The 17,078-nt window shown below is 65.3% G+C and carries 7 protein-coding genes, 1 tRNA gene and 1 pseudogene; 4 read left to right on the forward strand and 5 right to left on the reverse strand.

Translation table 11 applies throughout. The features are described 5' to 3' along the window. Together A9W96_RS32155 and A9W96_RS11235 are read left to right on the forward strand one after the other, a co-directional pair. Nucleotides 1-186, forward strand: a pseudogene (locus A9W96_RS32155) (MinD/ParA family protein); the annotation flags it as partial. A 20-nt stretch (nucleotides 187-206) separates the two neighbouring features. Next, nucleotides 207-596 (forward strand): YchJ family protein, encoded by a 390-nt coding sequence (locus A9W96_RS11235; RefSeq protein ID WP_066876185.1) that lies wholly within the window; start codon nucleotides 207-209, stop codon nucleotides 594-596. A 2-nt stretch (nucleotides 597-598) separates the two neighbouring features. Here A9W96_RS11235 and A9W96_RS11240 read toward each other — a convergent pair. After that, nucleotides 599-672: transfer RNA gene (locus A9W96_RS11240), tRNA-Cys, on the reverse strand. 319 nt (nucleotides 673-991) lie between these two features. Between A9W96_RS11240 and A9W96_RS11245 the strand changes: the two genes are divergently transcribed. Then, nucleotides 992-2,095 (forward strand): cytochrome P450, encoded by a 1,104-nt coding sequence (locus A9W96_RS11245; RefSeq protein ID WP_067139771.1) that lies wholly within the window; start codon nucleotides 992-994, stop codon nucleotides 2,093-2,095. Between the two features lie 109 nt (nucleotides 2,096-2,204). On the opposite strand, the gene A9W96_RS11250 is transcribed toward A9W96_RS11245, so the two are convergent. Further along, on the reverse strand, nucleotides 2,205-3,611 hold the full coding sequence (locus A9W96_RS11250; RefSeq protein WP_066869510.1) for an aldehyde dehydrogenase family protein: 1,407 nt from the start codon (nucleotides 3,609-3,611) through the stop codon (nucleotides 2,205-2,207). Between the two features lie 217 nt (nucleotides 3,612-3,828). Here A9W96_RS11250 and A9W96_RS11255 point away from each other — a divergent pair, with 217 nt between their 5' ends. After that, on the forward strand, nucleotides 3,829-4,749 hold the full coding sequence (locus tag A9W96_RS11255; protein ID WP_067024984.1) for a YgcG family protein: 921 nt from the start codon (nucleotides 3,829-3,831) through the stop codon (nucleotides 4,747-4,749). A 22-nt stretch (nucleotides 4,750-4,771) separates the two neighbouring features. Here A9W96_RS11255 and A9W96_RS11260 read toward each other — a convergent pair whose 3' ends face one another. From A9W96_RS11260 to A9W96_RS11270, 3 genes are all read right to left on the reverse strand, one after another. Beyond that, complete coding sequence (locus A9W96_RS11260) at nucleotides 4,772-6,373, reverse strand: bifunctional aminoglycoside phosphotransferase/ATP-binding protein (RefSeq protein WP_067139774.1); 1,602 nt, start codon at nucleotides 6,371-6,373, stop codon at nucleotides 4,772-4,774. A gap of 37 nt (nucleotides 6,374-6,410) precedes the next feature. Next, on the reverse strand, nucleotides 6,411-7,127 hold the full coding sequence (locus A9W96_RS11265) for a Type 1 glutamine amidotransferase-like domain-containing protein (RefSeq protein ID WP_067139777.1): 717 nt from the start codon (nucleotides 7,125-7,127) through the stop codon (nucleotides 6,411-6,413). Further along, on the reverse strand, nucleotides 7,124-17,078 hold a 9,955-nt coding region (locus A9W96_RS11270), incomplete at its 5' end, for a nuclear transport factor 2 family protein (protein WP_067139780.1). The genes A9W96_RS11270 and A9W96_RS11265, both read right to left, overlap by 4 nt.

The raw sequence follows: 17,078 nt of genomic DNA on the forward strand, positions 1-17,078 counted from the left end.
CCGGCACCGTCACCACCGCCACCACCGGCGGCGCCCCCGCCACCGCCGCCGCTCGTCGCCGTCGCACCCGACGGCCGGGAGATCCCGCCACGACGGCTCGACCCGGCTAACGGCGATCCCCTCGACAAGTTGCAGCAGGTGCTGCAGGATGCGGCCGGCGCCGCGCCGCCGGGGGAGTCGCCGTAAGGGTGTGTCAGTGTCGTGGCATGAACGAACCGTGTCCCTGCGGCAGCGGCGAAACCTATCCCGCGTGTTGCGGGCCCTTGCATGACGGTGAGTTGCAGGCCCGAACGGCCGAGGCGTTGATGCGCTCGAGGTATTCGGCATTTGCGCGCGGCCACGCCGACTACCTATTTCGCACCTGGCATCCGCGTACCCGGCCACCCGAGGTGACCGTCGACCCCAGCATCACCTGGACCGGCCTAGAGGTCAGCGACACCGTCGCGGGCGGGGCCGACGACAATGCCGGGGAGGTGGAATTCACCGCCCGCTACGAATCCGCCGGCCGCGCCGGCAGTCTGCATGAGCGCAGCCGCTTCGAGCGCCGCGCCGGCCGATGGTTCTATCTCGACGCCGTCGCGAAACGGTCTCTCTGATTTGGAGCGAGTGACGGGATTTGAACCCGTGTGTACGGCTTTGCAGGCCGCTGCCTAACCACTCAGCCACACCCGCACAGGTCGCAACGATGCCACCGCACGCGGCTGTTGCCCAGAGTTTGCCTCGGCGCGATCATTTCGTTGAGCCTGCCGCGGGCCAAGGACGCCCGCGAGCGTAAGTCCACTGCGAAAAACCAAGCCAGTTTCCGTCGTGTGCTTACGCTCGCGCTAGCGCCCGCCCTGCCTGCGCGGCCGTCCGCGCTCGCGCCTGCCGCAGCGGTCTGTCAGGCGTTTTGCTCCAAGTGTTCGGCGGTCGTTGAGCTACGACGGGCTTCCTGCGGATAAACTTGCGGTGTCGGAGTTTTAGGTGGTGGCGTGAAAGTCGTTGGTGCGCAATGATCGAGTCTGGTGGCGACGCCGATCTGGCCGCGCTGGAAGTCATGCGGTCCGACGAGGATGCAGCCGCGGGTTTTCGGGACTGGCTGGCCGCCGCACAGCGGGCCGGTCAAAGAGTGCTGAGGGAGCCAGACGGCACATACGTGCTATGGCGGCGCGACGACGTCCTCGCCGCCATACGCGATGGCGAGACTTTCGCCAGCCGCCAGGGCGAACTGATGCCCGGCAACCCGCCCTTCGGGCCTTACCGGAAAATAATGGTCGAGCTGTTGTTCACGCCGGGGAATTCGCGGGACATGCTGAGGCCCGTGCGGGGGATCATCGAAAGAATCGTCGGCGCCGTAGCGGCGAGACGGGACAGCTGCGATGGTGCGGGTGTCGCTGACGTTGTCTGGCGCGCAGCATTCGTCACGATCTGCGGGCTGCCTACAGACCTCGCTCCCGACGCGGTCAACGTGGAACTGGTGGGGGCGATCCGCCGAGCACCACAGGGCGGCCCCGATGTGATCAGCCTTCTCGCCACCGAACCGCTCACCGACCTAGAAGTACTGGGAGTGATGGGATCGGTGGGCCGCGGGGTGATTTTTGCGTCACTACCCATCAAGGCCGGATTGGCGGTGCTGGCGCGGCAGCCGATACTTCAGCGGGAGCTACGCGAAAACCCAGATCGGCAAGGCAGGTTCATCGAGGAGCTGCTGCGGTTGGATGGTGGGGCGAAGACCGTCTCACGAATCACCAGTCGCAGCATTACAATCGGCGACACGACGATCCCAGCCGCGTCCCCCGTCGAGTTGTGTGTCGGGCTGGTTCACCGTGACGAGACCGACGACATGTCCGGTCACAGCATCAAACTGAATGGTCCGCAACGTCATTGGAGTTTTGGGGGAGGCCCGCACCGTTGTCCTGCGTCGCATCTGGCCCGGGATCTGCTGAGCGCGTTCTTTGAGGTGTGGCTTGCCGAGGTCCCGTTTTTCTGGTTCGACTGGAACGGTGGCGATGTCCCCAGAGCGTGGCATCCCAAAGCCTACAGCGCTCGGCCAGCAGTGATTTTCGACGGTTGGTTCCCGGTGCACGTGCCGCTCAGGTGGCGACCAGACCGGTGAGTACGGAGGGATCGGGCTTAGCGCGCAAGACGCCGCGAGCGTAAGCGCACTGCGAAAAACCAAGCCAGTTTCCGTCGTGTGCTTACGCTCGCGACTCGATGAAGGCCCGTCACAGGCCGATGTAGACGGCCTTGGTGTTGAAGTAGGCCTCGATACCCTTGCGGCCACGCTCGCCGCCCCAGCCCGACTGCTTGTGGCCGCTGATCGGCATCGACGGGTCCGCCGCGAGGGAGGAATTCACCCAGATCTGGCCCGCGCGAAGCTCATTCACGACGCGGTGGGCGCGGGAGAGGTTCTCGGTCCAAATCGAACCGGCCAACCCGTAGTGCGTGTCGTTCGCGGCGGCGATCACCTCGTCCTCGTCGTCGAACGGGATCACACAGCCCACCGGCCCAAAGATCTCTTCCTTGATCAGGCGCATGTCGGGTGTGGTGTTGGTGATGATCGTCGCCTCGTAGAAGTAGCCCTTGCGGTCCATCGGCTTGCCGCCGGTAATCACCTGCGCGCCACCGGCCACGCCGTCGTTGACGATGCCTTCGACCCGCTTGCGTTGTTTGTCGCTGATCAACGGGCCCAGCACGGAGTCCGGATCATCGCTGCCGCCCATCGGCAGCATCTGGGCGAATCCCGCGAGGCCCTCGACCACCTTGTCGTAGATGCCGCGCTGGACGTAAATGCGCGAGGTGCACGAGCAGTTCTGCCCGGAGCCGGCGAGCAGGCCCATGCCAGCGCCCATGATGGCCTTGTCGAGGTTGGCGTCGTCGAACATGATCAGCGGCGACTTGCCACCGAGCTCGAGGGTGAGCCGCTTGAGGTTCCCCGCCGCCGCCTTCACGATCAGCCGACCGACCTCCGTCGACCCGGTGAACGAGATCTTGTCGACGTCCGGGTGCGCGGTGAGCGCGGCGCCGGTGGTCTCGCCGTAACCGGTGATGACGTTGAGAACGCCGTCGGGCAGACCCGCCTCGCGGAAGATCTCCTCCAGTTTCAGCGCGGTCAGCGGCGTCTCCTCGGCGGGCTTGAGGACCGCGCTGCATCCCGCCGCCAGCGCCGGCGCGACCTTGAGCATCGCGACGAAAAACGGTCCGTTCCAAGGGATGATGAGGCCGACGACGCCGACGGGCTCGAGCTGGGTGAAGGTGTGGTAGGTCTCCCAGGTGCCGAGCAGGCCGTCAGAGACGAGATTGGCCGACTCGCCGTGGATCTTGCCGACCCAGCCGGCGTAGTACTTCAGCATGTCTACCGAGACCGGGATGATGTGGCCCGCGGCCGTCAGGTTCATCCCGTTGTCCTGCGACTCGAGCGCGGCCAGCTCGTCTTTGCGTTCCTCGATGATGCGCGCCGCGCGGAAGAGCACGTTGGCGCGGTGCGATGCGGGCGCCTTGCGCCACACCCCCGACTCGAAGGTCTCGCGTGCCCGGGCCACGGCCGCGTCGACGGCCGCCTGGTCGGAATCGGGGACCTCCGCGATCTGCTCCTCGGTGGACGGGTTGAAGACCGCAATGGTGTTACTCAATGTTCCTCATAGCCCTTCACTCGCAGGGAATGCTGTCGTCGCCCGACAGAGGTTACGCGCTTAACCAAGGAGTGTCCAGTACGCATCGAAGGCCGCGGCGGGCCTGCAACCTAGGTGGATTCCGCTGGTCACCGCCATGACGAACAGGAACCGAGGCCCGCGGCGCGCGACTTTGACCCCTGCCCGAACCCCCGCCTGGACGGCTAGATTGACCCCTATGCGGGTTGTTCGTCTGTTCGGCGCGGTCCTGACGATCCTCGTAGCGGGGCTGCTCTGGGCAACCCCGGCCGGGGCGCAGCCCCCATTCAAGCTCACCGACCACATCACCGACAGCACCGGCGTGCTGACGGCTTCCGACCGGGCAGCGGTCAGCGAAGCGCTCGACCGGCTCTACCGCGATCGGCACATTCAACTGTGGGTCGTCTACGTCGACAACTTCAACAGGTTCAAACCCGACAACTGGGCCGATAAGACACGCAGCGCCAGCGGGATCGGCGACCACGACGCGTTGCTGGCCGTCGCCACCAACACCAAGCTGTACGCGTTCAGCGTGCCCCCACAGGTGCCGGGCCTGACACCGGCAGAGTTGAACAGCTTGCGCAGCAACCAGATTGAACCCGTGCTCGGCGCCAAGAACTGGGGTGGTGTGGCGGTCGCGGCGGCCGACGGGCTGGACAAATCGGCCAGCTCGCCCAAGGCGGCTGGCTCGTCAAAGTCGAGCTGGCTGCCGATCGCGATCGGCGTCATCGCCGTCGTGGTCGTCCTGCTGCTGTTGCTTCTGCTGTTTCGCGCACGCCGCCGCCGGCGCGCGAGCACTACCGGTGGACAGGTGGCCGTGGACGGCGGCGATCCTCCGTTGCAGCAGGCGTTGTCGACCGCCGACGCCAGGGTGCGCCAGATCTCTGACTATGCCGCCAGGCATCGCGCCACCATCGGATCCGAGGCCCAGGCCAGGCTCGACGACGCGAAACGGCACCTGGCAGCGGCGCGCGACAAGGAAGCGGGCAACCAGGACGAAGCGATTGCGTACGCCAACCGGGCATCGACGCTGGCCGCGCAGGCGCAAACGCTGGCCAATGCCGATGTGCTCGCCGCGCACCGCACGCCGCGACGACGCGGCAACGCGTCGACCCGGTGATCGCCGAAAGAGAGCCGCGTAGCTATCGATAGCTTGCACGCAGCAGCGCCACCGCCTGTTCGACGGTGTCCTCGATATTTCGCGTCGCGTCGACCCGCAGCACGGAGCGTTGCTCGTCGGGAGGCGTGAAAGCGGCTCGCAGCTCAGGCCACAACTCGATGCGCGCATCCGAGACGACGCCTCGCTCGGTGGCGCGACGCTCGAGACGCGCCATCAGCGTGGCGTCGTCCGCGTCGCACAGGACCACGTGAAGATCGGCGCCGAGTCGATGTGCAAGCTTTTGCATCCGGGCCCGCTCGGCCGGATTGCCGAACGTGGCGTCGACGACCACGCCGCGGCCGCGGCGTAACCAGCGGCCCGCGTCGCGGCGCAGCGCAGCGTATGTAGTCCGCGTCGTTGCGGGGTCGTAGAGACCGGAGCCGAACGCATCGGTGCCACGCTGGGTGGGTTCGATTCCCGCCATCCTCTTGCGCGCCACGTCCGACGAGAGGTGCACCAGCCCGAATCGGCCGGCGAGAGAGCGCGCCAATGTCGTTTTGCCGCTTGCCGGAAGGCCCATGGTGACCACCATCGGTGGTCGTGGCAGGCCACCCGCATGCGCCCAGGCCAGGTCGAAGTAGGCCCGCGACTCCGCGATGAGTTGATGCCCTTCACCATCGGGAGTCTGTTCGGTTTGGGCCAGCCGTAGGCTGCGGACCTTGCCGCGAACGTAGGCGCGATAGCACGTGTAGAAGTCGAGCAGGCTGGGCAAGCCATCGTCGCCGCTGGCCCGGACATAGGAGTCGACGAAGGCCCAGGCCAGGTCCGCGCGTCCGTGATACTCGAAATCCATGGCCAGAAACGCCACCTCCGAGGCCAGGTCGGCGCACCGATAGCGCGGCGCGAACTGCAAGCTGTCGAACAGCAGGATCTGGCCGTTGTCGATGCAGATGCTGGCGGCGTGCAGGTCACCATGCCCATCCCGGACGTGACCTTCCGTGACCCGTTGTCGAAGCAACGGCGCGTTGCTGCGCACGAACTGGTCCACGTACGTGCGGATGTCCTCGTTGACGTCGCGCGAGATGGTTCGGCCGATGAAAGGTGCCATCTGGTCGAAGTTTTCCCGCCAATTCGCTATCACGCTGGGCGCGCTGCCGTACTCATCGATGTCCGGGCCGGTCTCGGCCCTGTCGTGAAGCTTGGCCAGGGTGCGACCAATTCGACGCGCGAGACGGATGTCAACGTCACCGCGCGCGAGCTTGGCGGGCAGCATGCCCTCCTCCGGTAGGCGCCGCATCCACACGGCCGGCTCGCCCGACCCCGGTTCACCGCCGATGCGGTAGTGGCCTTTTCGCTCGGCGACCTCGACGACTCCCAGATACATTTGCGGGCTGAACCGCCGATTGAGGCGCAGCTCCTCTGCGCAGTCGGCGCGGCGGCGCTCGACGGTGGTGAAGTCCAGGAAGCCGAGGTTCACCGGCTTCTTGAGCTTGTAGGCGTAACTGCCGGCGAGCAGGACCCACGAGCTGTGCGTTTCGTGGAGACGCACATCGTCGGCCGGCGGGTCGTAGGCATCGGGTCGCAGCAGATCGGCGACGATCCGCGGGTGGCCGTCGGGTCCGGTCGGGTCGAAGGCGTGCGTCATGGTCTCGCCGAACGATTGCAGGCGCTCTGCCCGCCCGTCAAGGGCTTTCGTATCCTGGCCGGACGTCGGCGGGCACCAGCGAGTGCGTGACGTCCACGCCGTCGAAGGTGAGTGTGTGGGCGGCATGCCGCAGGGGCTCGATGGTGCCGCCCGGGTGCACGACAGCGCCGCCGCCGGTGGGGATTCCGAGGCCGGTCACCGATCCGTCGAGCAGCTGAATTGTTCGCGAGAGTCGCGTCCATTTGGCCCGCTCGTCGTGCGCGTCGATGATCATCGGCACCAGATTGAACAGGGTGAGCAGCTCGGTCGCGGAAGTTTCCGGTGCGTCGGCTAGTTCGTAGCGTCCGAGCTGGACGGCACCGGCCGAGACACCCACGAGGACAGCTCCTTTGGCGTACCGGTTCAGAATCACGTCCTTCATGCGCGTCTTCTCGAACGTAGTCCAGCCACGACGCACATCACCGCCGGCGAGGACGATCAACTGTGCGCGCTCCAGAAAGGCGCGGTCGTGAGGTCCGAAGGACGAACGGACCATCCGGCGGTCGGTGAGGCCCATGGCATCCATTGCGGCTTCGAAGATTTCGTAGAACTCCAGACGATCGCCGTTGGAGGCGCCGACGTAGGCGGCGCTCGGCGGCTCGTCGCGTGCCAATCCATCGAGCGCTTCTTCGAGAAGGAGCCGGTCGTGACGCTTCCAGAACAGCAGCTGGCTGTCCGCCAGCAAGTAGAGCGGTTGACGTTGCGGCGCCGTCACTTCGGCTGGTCTTTGCCGGTGAGCTCGTCGAAGCGCGCCAGCGCGGCGTCGAGGTCCGCCTCGTCGAATACCTCGCAGCGGTTGATCCGGTCGCCGTCGAGAGTAAAAAGACTTATCTCGAGCCACTCGGCATCGAAGCCGTCCGGTGACGTCCCATGCGTCGACTGGGTGACGACAGCTCCGAGATCGCTCAGCCGATGCACCGCATAGACGTAGATCTTCGCCTGCGGCGCCACCTGCCACGTGGCATGGATGTATGGAACGAGGTCACCCGGCGAAAACGCTCGACCCCGCCGGTGGTCTAGGTTCACCCAGTCTGGCGTCGTCAATGGAAGCTTGTGTTCGTTGAACGCGGCGAAATCTCGCAACAGTGTCGACCACGTACGCCCATGGGCGGCTGTTTCGATTGCTAGATAACGCGTTTCGAGTTCTTCGAAAGCGCGGTCGATGTCGTCGACATCGAAGAATACGTGTGCCGCAATCCGCCCGGCGGAGTCGACCTCGGTGACTCCCAGAATCTCGACCACAAATTCCCCCGGTTGTAAGCCGTGGTCAAAGGAACGCACACGAATGAGGGCGAGGCGCTCGCCGCGTGTCGCAATGACCGTCAGAGTTACCCGCGCGAGGCCCTCTTCTAAAGCTTGCATGTTTTTCAGCATGGCATCGCGACCGTCCCAGAACCCGACATTCACCACTCTCCGGTGATCCTCGACGAAGCTGTTGTCGGCCAAAATCTCGGCTGCAGCGGCCCAATCGCGGGCCGCCGAGTGCGCAAAGAGAAGGTGTTCCGCCCGGCTCGCCGCATTCTCCAGTCGCTGCGTGGGGCGGTGCAGCTCATCGAACTTCGCGAGCGCTTTGTCGAGGTCTGCCTCGTCGAAGACTTCGATGCGGCTAAGCAGGTCGCCCTCGACCGCAATCACGTAGGTCAACCGCAATTCCGCGTCGAAACCTTCTTGCGAGCGCAATCTCAGCACTTGGGTGGTGACCGCTCCGACGCCGCTGAGCTGATGCACGGCTTCGATGTAGGCGTTGGCTTCCGAGGTGAGGTCCCACATGGCACCAACTGATGTGGCCAGCTCAACATCGTCGATCGATACGAGCGGTCGATGATCGATGTAAACCGGGTCCGGCGTCGTCGCGGGAAGCTCGTGGCGATTGAATCGGGCGTTGGCGCCGATCACCACCGACCACGTATCGGCGTGATTGGCTGCTTCCCCGGCAAGGTAACGGCTTTCGAGCTCCGCGAAGGCGGCGTCGACGTCTTCGAGATCGAAAATGACGTCCGCCGCGACGCGCCTGTCGAAATCGAGCTCGACAATGTTCAGTGCGTCGTTTGCAATCGCTTCCGGGTCGCTGCCCGAAACGCGAACACGGAGCAGCGCGAGGCGTGCGCCACGAGTCGCTATGACGCTCGGCATCGTCAAGGTGAACCCGACCTCAGCGAGCGCCCTCGTGCTTTCGATATTGGCTTTCCGGCCGCTGATAACCCCGGCATTCACTACTCGCCGACGGTCGTCGACGGAGATGTTTTCGGCGGTTAGCTCGGCGAGGGCGTCCCAGTCACGGCCGCTCAAGTACTCACAAATACGCTCGTACGCTTGGCTTGCCGCGTTTTTCAGGGCCGGCCGACTGAGCTCGTCGAACCGGGCGAGCGCGGCGTCGAGGTCTGCCTCGTCGTATACCTCGACGCGGTTCATCAGGTCGCCTTCGACTGTCCCGACGTTGATCGTCCGCCACTCGGCCTCAAATCCGTCTTGCGAGGCTCCGCGGGCAACATGGGTAATGACCGCTCCTGTGTCGCTGAGCTGATGCACAGCCTCGATGTAGACACTGATGTCCGGCATGAGGTCCCAAACGGCCGGAAGATACGCATCTAGCTTCTCAGGCTCGGTCGTTAAGACCGCTCGATGGTCGACGAACACTGAATTCGCAGTCATGCCGGGGATTTCGTGCCGGTTGGCGCTGTCATAAGCTCGTGCGACGGCTGACCATGTGTGCGCCTGCGCGGCTGCTTCTCCTGCCAGGTAACGGGTTTCAAGCTCTTCGAAGGCTCCGTCAACGTCTTCGGGGTCAAATACGACAGTAGCCGCACATTGGCTGTCGTCGTTGACCTGTACGACGGACAGCGCGGCAGCCTGCGATGCCGTGGGTAGCGAACCTTGGCTTGCAAAGGTGAAACGCAGGATTGCGAGGCACTCTCCACGAGTCGCAACGGTGGTCGCCCGGACATCGGACTTCCAAACTTCGGCGGTGGCGCGCCAATTCGCCATCTCAACGTCTCGACCGCGGCGGATTCCGGCGTTTATGCCTCGACGACGGTCGTCCGACAAGAAAGCTTCATCGACCAGGCCCGCCATCGCCTCCCAATCGCGAGCGGCGAAGTACGCCAGGAATTGCCCGACCGCCAAGGTCGCTCGGTTCTCCAATCGCGGTGCCGGCCGGCTGAGTTCCTTCAACCGCGCGATGGCGGCTTCCGTGTCTGTCTCGTCGAAGACTTCGCAACGGGTGAGTCGACCATCATCGACGAGGTGAAGCATCACCATGCGCCATTCGACTCCCACGCCGTCCGGCGAGGACCCGTGTGCATAGTTGGTGATCACCGCTCCACGACTGTTGATTTCGTGCACGGCTTCGATATGGACCTTGAAGTCAGGCGTGAGATCAAAGAGCGTGTGGACGGCCGAAGTCATATCGCTGGCGGTGAACGGCGTGCCCCGGCGGTGGTCGACCGTCACCCAATCCTCTGGGGGATATTCATGCCGGTTGAACATCGCGTGCACGCCGGCGACCGCTGCCCACGTGTCTGCGTGAGCGGCCGCTTCGCCTGCGACGTAACGGGCATCGAGTTCGGCGATGGCGGCATCGAAGTCGTCCGCATCGAAGGATACGAGCGCGGTCATTCGTCGGTCGGTGTTGATTTCGACGATGGCGAGCACGTTTGTGAGGAATGGACCTTGACCGGTGCCTGAAAAGTCCATGCGGGCGCGCAAAAGCACGAGGCGTTCACCGCGCGTTGCCATGACGGTCGACGTCATGTTCGTCAACCCCAGGTCGGCGATCGCTCGCATGTCCGCGATCTGGGCGTCTCGACTCTCCCGGACTCCGGCGCCCACTACCCGACGCGGATCGTTACTGACGAAGCCGTCGGCCAGGATTTCGGCCATCGCGACCCAGTCACGAGCGGCGTACAGCGCTGTAAAGCGCTCGGCTACTTGGCTTGCCGCATTCTCCGGTCGCCGGGCCGCCGCCTGAATCGCGTCGAAGCGGGCAAGGGCCTCCTCGAGGTCTGCCTCGTCGAAAAGCTCGGTGCGGCTGATTCGGTCGCCGTCGAACAACACAACGTCGACTACCTGCCACTCGGCGTCGAAACCCGCCGGGGAGGTCCCGATTGCCACGTGGGTGACCACGGCGCCACGACCGCTCAGCCGGTGCACAGCCGCGATGTAGATGCGGGCCCGCGGCGAAAGTTCCCACGTCGCATGGAGAAACGCCTCCAGGTCGCCCGCACCGATCGGTGCGAGTCGCCGGTGGTCGATGTTTACCCAATCAGGTGTCGTCGCCGGTATCTCCCGGCGGCTGAGTGCCGCGAAAGCCTCTGTCATGAGCGACCAGGTGCGGGAGTTGGAGGAGGCCTCGCCGGCCAGGTAACGCGAATCGAGTTCGGCGACAGCGGCGTCGAAGTCGTCGCCATCGAACACGACGCGTGCCAAGACCCGGTTTTCGGCATCGATCTCGATGAGACCGAGCACCTCGCTGTGAAATGCGGCGGGTCCTTGCTCGGGGCCAAAGAACCGAGTACGACCGAGGAAGAGGCGCTCGCCCCGCGTGGCGATGACGTCTGAAACTATCTTCTGGATGCCGACGTCAGCCCACGCCCGCATATTGTCGATATCGACCTCTCGACCCAGTTGGACTCCCGCGCCCACCACGCGACGACGATCGTCACTAGTAAACCCGTCGGCCGTCATCTCCGCCATCGAATCCCAGTCGCGGGCCGCGAAGTACGCCAGGAATCGGTCGTCGATTTGGCTCGCTTTGTTTTGCAGTTGCCGCGGGCGTGGATGCAGCTGATCGAACCTCGCGATCGCGGCGCCCAGGTCTGCCTCATCGAAGATTTCCAAGCGGTTGACCAAATCACCTTCGATAGTAAGGACGCTGATCCCTCGCCACTCGGCTTCAAAACCTTCTCGCGAGGTTTCGTGCGTCACATTGGTAACCACAGCCCCTAGGTCGTCCAGTCGATGCACCGCCTCTATGGAGTTGCTCAGGTACGGCGTGGCGAGCCAATTGTTTAGTGATGCAGAGACATGGCCAGGGGCGAACGATATCCCTCGCCGATGATCGATGTTCACCCAATCTGCTGTCGTCGCTGGATGCTCACGCCGATTCAGCGCGGCGTAGGCCCCCTTGATTACAGACCACGCGCGCGCGTGGGCCATCGCCTCGCCAGCCATGTATCGGGCGTCGAGTTCGGCGACGGCGGCGTCGAAGTCTTCCATGTCGTATGAGACGACCCTGGCGATTCGGTCATCGGCGTCAACCTCGAAGACATTAAGGGCATCATTTTGGACCCCGCCGGGATCGGAGCCGGTGGCGCGACTCCGCGCGAGGACGAGACGTTCTCCACGGATCGCGATGGCGCTCACCATCGAGATCGTGAACCCGACTCCGGCGGCCGCCTGCAAGTCTCGGATCACATCGTCCCGACCGTGCTGGGTATCAGCACTGACGACCCGCCGATGGTCAATGCCGACATAGTCGTCAGCCACCGTTTGAGCCATGGCATCCCAGTCGCCAGCCGCGAAGTGCGACCAGACATGTTTGAATACGCGCGAGGCCGCATTCTCCAGCTCCGGCGTCAGCCGGCCGAGCTCCTCAAACCTGGTGATCGCGGCATCGATGTCCGCCTCGTCGAAGACCTCAGTCCGGTGAATCTCGTCATCCGCGACCGCAAAAACCGCGAGCCCGCGCCACTCCGCCCTCAAGCCCTCTGGCGAAAACTCCTGTGCCGCATAGGTGATGACCGTCCCGGCATCGCTCAGCCGATGCACTTGCTCGACATAGATATTGGTGTCCTGCCGAGAGTCCCACCCGGCGTTGATGTATGCGGATACATCGCCGGGCCCGAACGCCGTCTCGCGTCGATGGTCGACATTGACACAATCGGGCGAAGTAAGTGGCGGCTCATGCCGGTTGAGCGCGGCGTAACTACGCGCTACGGCCGACCACGTACGTGCACACGACGCCGCTTCGCCGGCCAGGTAGCGAGCTTCGAGTTCAGCCATGGCGGCGTCGAAGTTTTCCAGGTCGAACACCATGACCGCCTTGATCCGCTCGTCGGCGTCGATTTCGAGGAGGTTGAGCACATCAGTTTGGAACGCCGCAGAGTGCACGCGAGTGAGGGTGAGGCGCTCGCCGCGGGTCGCAACCGTGGTCGACGTTAGGTTGTCCGGAGCGATGTCGACGAGCACTCGCCAGTTGGCGACGTTGGCGTCACGGCCTTGGATGACCTCGGCGGCCACAACGCGACGTCGGTCATAGGTTGAAACGTCTTCGGCGTAAAACTCTGCAATAGCGGGCCAGTCGCCAGCCGCCAAGTGGTTAAGGAAATGCTCGACCACGCGGGTCGCAGCGTTCTCCAGCCGTCGCGCGCGCCGGTCGAGCTCCTCAAACCTTGCGATCGCGGCATCAATGTCCGTCTCGTCGAAGAGCTCCGAGCGGTCTATCAGGTCGCCTTTCACCGTCGAAACGCCGACCTCCCGCCATTCGGCGTCGAAGCCCTCGCGCGAGATCCCTTGGTACACGCGCGTGACGACCGCTCCCAAGGCGGTCAGTCGATGCACAGCCTCGATGTAGATGTTGACGCCCGGCGTCAGTAGGTCCCACGTGACTTTGAGGTACGCCGCAAGGTCGCCCGGCGCAAATGCTCTCGCTTTCCGGTGGTCGAGGTTGACCCAGTCAGGCGTCGTGGGCGGTGGTTCGCGTCGGTTAACCGCGGCGTACGCCCGCGTGATGACTGACCAAGTTCGCGCGTGCGGCGCGCCTTCGCCCGCAAGGTACCGGCGGTCGAGCTCAGCGATAGCGGCGTCGAAGTCGTTGAGGTCGAATGCGGCCATTGCCACAATCTGCTCTGTGGTGTCGATTTCGACTATTTGTAGGAAATCGACGCGGAACGCGCCCGGTTCCAGGCCGCTTCGCGAGTAGCGGGCACGAACGAGGGCGAGGCGTCCTCCACGGGTTGCGACGGTGTCTGACGTTGCGTCCGTCACCTCAATGTCGGCGGCCGACCGGTAGTCTTCTAGCGCGGCACCCGGGCCGCGTCGAATCCCCGCGCCTACCACAGAACGACGATCGTCGCCGTAGTAGTCGTCTGCGAGAAGCTCGGTTATCGCATCCCAGTCGCGGGCCGCGAAATGCGCGTGCAGTCGCTCGTATGCCCGCGTCGCGGCATTCGCCAGCGGCGCTCGAGAAGGTATCTCCTCAGGTCGGGCGTATGCATTAGTAAGTTCCGCCATCGCGGCGTCCATGTCGTCGACGTCGAACCACACCTGCAGGCAGATCTGGCCATCTTCATCGATGCCATACAGCAGGACGAATTCGTCCTGCGGCGCCCCAGGGGTCGCGTCGTCCGCGCCTATCACCAGTCGAGCGAGCGCTAGACGCTCACCTCGGACGGCGACAATCCTTTGGCTGAGCCGCATGGGGACTGTCTCTAAAACCCGCCTGTTCACGCGTGGAAATTCGCCCGGTGGGACGTCTATTTGTCCAAAGCCGACTATCTTGCGGCGGCTCTCGATCAATCCGTCTGGCGCGAACAACTGCTCGAATTCGTCCCAAGCCTCACGATTAATGGCGGCCACCACGCGTTCGCCGACTCGGACGCACGCATTGTCGAGTTCGACAACTGGCGCCTCGGGCGGAGCCGGTGCGGGCGGAACGGCACTTTCGCCGAGAACGGCCCGCGCCATGTCCGCAAGCGCCGCAGCGCCTTTGCGTTCGTACAAATCGACCGCTTGCCCTGCGGCGGTTCGTGCCGCCGCCATGTCGCCGCCACGCCCCAAAACCGTTGCCAGCGTCAGGCACGCGTCGCCGTGATCGACCAGGGCGTCGGTGCGCTCGGCCAAAGTCACCGCGGCCTCGGCGACCTGGCGGGCCGCATCGTAGTCGTCGCCGCGGGCCAGCAAGTGTGCCCGCAGCGTGCGCCACGCGATCGACGCCTTCAGCGCGTGCCCGGCCAAACGCTCACTTTCCGTGCACAATTCGGCGGCCTCAGACTCGCGGTCGAGGGCAAGGCATGCGCGGCCCAGCAGTGCCGCGGTCTCGGCGGTGTCGGCGTCCAGCCCCATACGACGAAAACCGTTGTAGGCCTTGCGTAGATGAGTCTCCGCCGCGGCTGGGTCATTGCCGATGAGTTCGACGATGCCGGCAAACTGCTCGACTTCCAGCAGCGCGTGGCGCAGGCCGAGCTCGGTGACCGTGCGCCGGGCCGAATCGATCATCCGCCGGGCCGCGGCCGTACGGCCGCGGAACGCCTCGAGCACGGCCTGGCATCGCGTGGAGGTCGCCTCGACGGCGGGGGAGTCGGTCGTGATCCGAAGCAGCCGAACCACATCCAGGCACCGGCCGCCCGCGCGCGGAACCGGATTAGGGCCCCACAGCGCCGCCAGGGGTGCGCCCGCCAAGACCGCGTTCACCCGGCGATGTTCGCGGGCCCGCCGCGCCGCGGTCAGGGCGTCATCGAGGGCAACTTCGCAGTCACCGATGCGGCCAAGACGGGCGAGGCACCCGGCGCGCACGGTGTGCGCCTTGGCTTCTCCAGCGGGGTCGTCCAGTTCGGCGAGTTTGGCGGCGGCCGCGCCCAACGCGGTTTCGACCTCGTCGAGCCGTTCGGGGTGAATTAACATGGTCAGCTGACCATCGAAACATGTCGCCCACGCCGCTAGCCGGGCCGAATCCACTGTCGCGGCTTGCAATTGAGAGACCGCACCGGCCGCGGAGGCCACGTCACCGGCGGCCAGCAGAGCCTCGCAACGCGCGACCAATAGCTCAACGGTCTGGTCGTCGCGGTCGGGGAGCTCGTCGTCGATCTCCTCCAGCGCGTGCAGGGCGCGGTGGTAAAGGTCAGCGGCGCCCTCGTAGGCGAGTCGTGCCATCGCCTGATCTGCGGCACGCCGACAGTAGAACACCGCCTTGGCCGCGTTCCCCGCCCACGCACACTCGAAATAGTGATGAGCCAGTTCGGCCAGCAGCTCGTCCTCGGCGCCCGGCGACGTCTCCAAGGTGGTGGCGATGCGCTGGTGCAATCGCATGCGCCGCACCGACGCCAGCTCGGCAAGCAGAGACTGCCGGACGATGGCGTGGTTGAACCGGTAGAACCCGCCGGGCTCTTCGATGACGATGCCCGCTTGACGCGCCTCGTCGAACGCGTCGACGAGGTCGGTGCCGACCACCTGTTCGACCAGCTCCACAGCAAAGCGGCTGCCGATCACCGCGGCGGCGGCAAGGGCTTTGTTGGTCTCGACCGGCAGCCGAGAAAGCCTGCGGCTCACTGCTTCCCGTACACCCTGGGGCAGGGTGCTCTGGTCCCACACGCCGCCACTCTCATCGACGTGACGCAGGGCCTCGATGAGGAAGAAGGGGTTGCCGCCGGTAACCGAGGCCAGCGCGTGGGCGAGTTCCTCATCGTCGTAGCCCGCCTCAGCGACGTAGGTGGTCACGTCGTCCTCGTCGAGGCCGCCGAGGTTGAGCCGATTGGCAGTGCCATCTCGGTGTAGGTCGGCGAGCGTCGCCGCCAGAGGATGGGCCCGGTCGAGGTCGGTGCTGCGGTAGGTACCGACGATTTGGACGCGGGCGTGGTCGCCGAAGCGCAGCAAATGCCGCAGGAGCAGCAGCGTCGGTTTGGCCGCCCAGTGCAGGTCGTCGAGAACCAGAAGGACCGGCGCGCTCGTCGACGCGGTTTCCAGCAGAGCGACGACGGCATCGAAAAGCGCGTAGCGCTCCGTGTCGGGATCCGAGTGGGCGGGGCGGACGAGATCGGGCACGACATCGGCCAGCCCGGGCACCAGTGACAGCAACGCCTCGACGCCGCGCAGCCCCCTCAGCCGGTCGGGTCCCATGCAGGGCACCAGCGAACGCAACGCTTCCGCGAACGGCTGATAGGGCGCGCCGAGGTCCTCGTCGCACCGGCCGTACAACACGACCGCTCCGAGCTCGTACGCCCGCTGCGACCATTCGCCGGCCAGCCGCGTCTTGCCGACACCGGGCTCGCCGGCGATCAGCACCGTGCGGACGCCGCCGGCCAGCGTGCTCTGCCATGCGGACAGCAGCCCCTCGAGTTCGCGGCCGCGTCCGACGAATGGCCCCGGACCGACGAGTACCGCCGGAAGGCCGGGACGCTCGAGGGGCGCCGCTTCGTCCGTATGCGATTCCGGTTGTTCCACACCGGTTTCCAGGCGCAGTTCGAAGACATGCTCCGGGCGCGCGAGGTTTTTCAGCTGACGCATCCCCAGATCGGTGAGCAACACGTCGTCGGCCAACGTGTCGATGACGAGCTCGGCCGTCGCGCCGGAGCACAGGATCTGGCCACCCTCGGCCAATGACCGCAGCCGCGCGACCCGGTTGACGGCCCGGCCGAAGTAGTCGCCGTCGCGAAGCTCGACCTCGCCGGTGTGCAATGCCATCCGCACACGGATGGGATCGCGCGAGGCCCACGGCTCATGCGCGATCGCGTCCTGCAGCTCCACAGCGGCGGAGGCGGCCGCGGAAGGCCGGTCGAACACCGAGAACGTCGCGTCCCCCTCGCCGCGCGTTTTGATCAGCCGTCCTCCCCGCGACGTGACGACTTGTTCCACGAGCTCGTCGTGGCGCGCGAGCGCCACCGCCATGGCGTCGGCGTCGGCCTCCCAGGCAGCCGTCGACCCCTCGATGTCGGTGAGCAGGAAGGTGACCGCG

Source organism: Mycobacterium sp. 1245852.3 (assembly GCF_001669335.1).
Classification (GTDB): Bacteria; Actinomycetota; Actinomycetes; order Mycobacteriales; family Mycobacteriaceae; genus Mycobacterium; species Mycobacterium europaeum_A.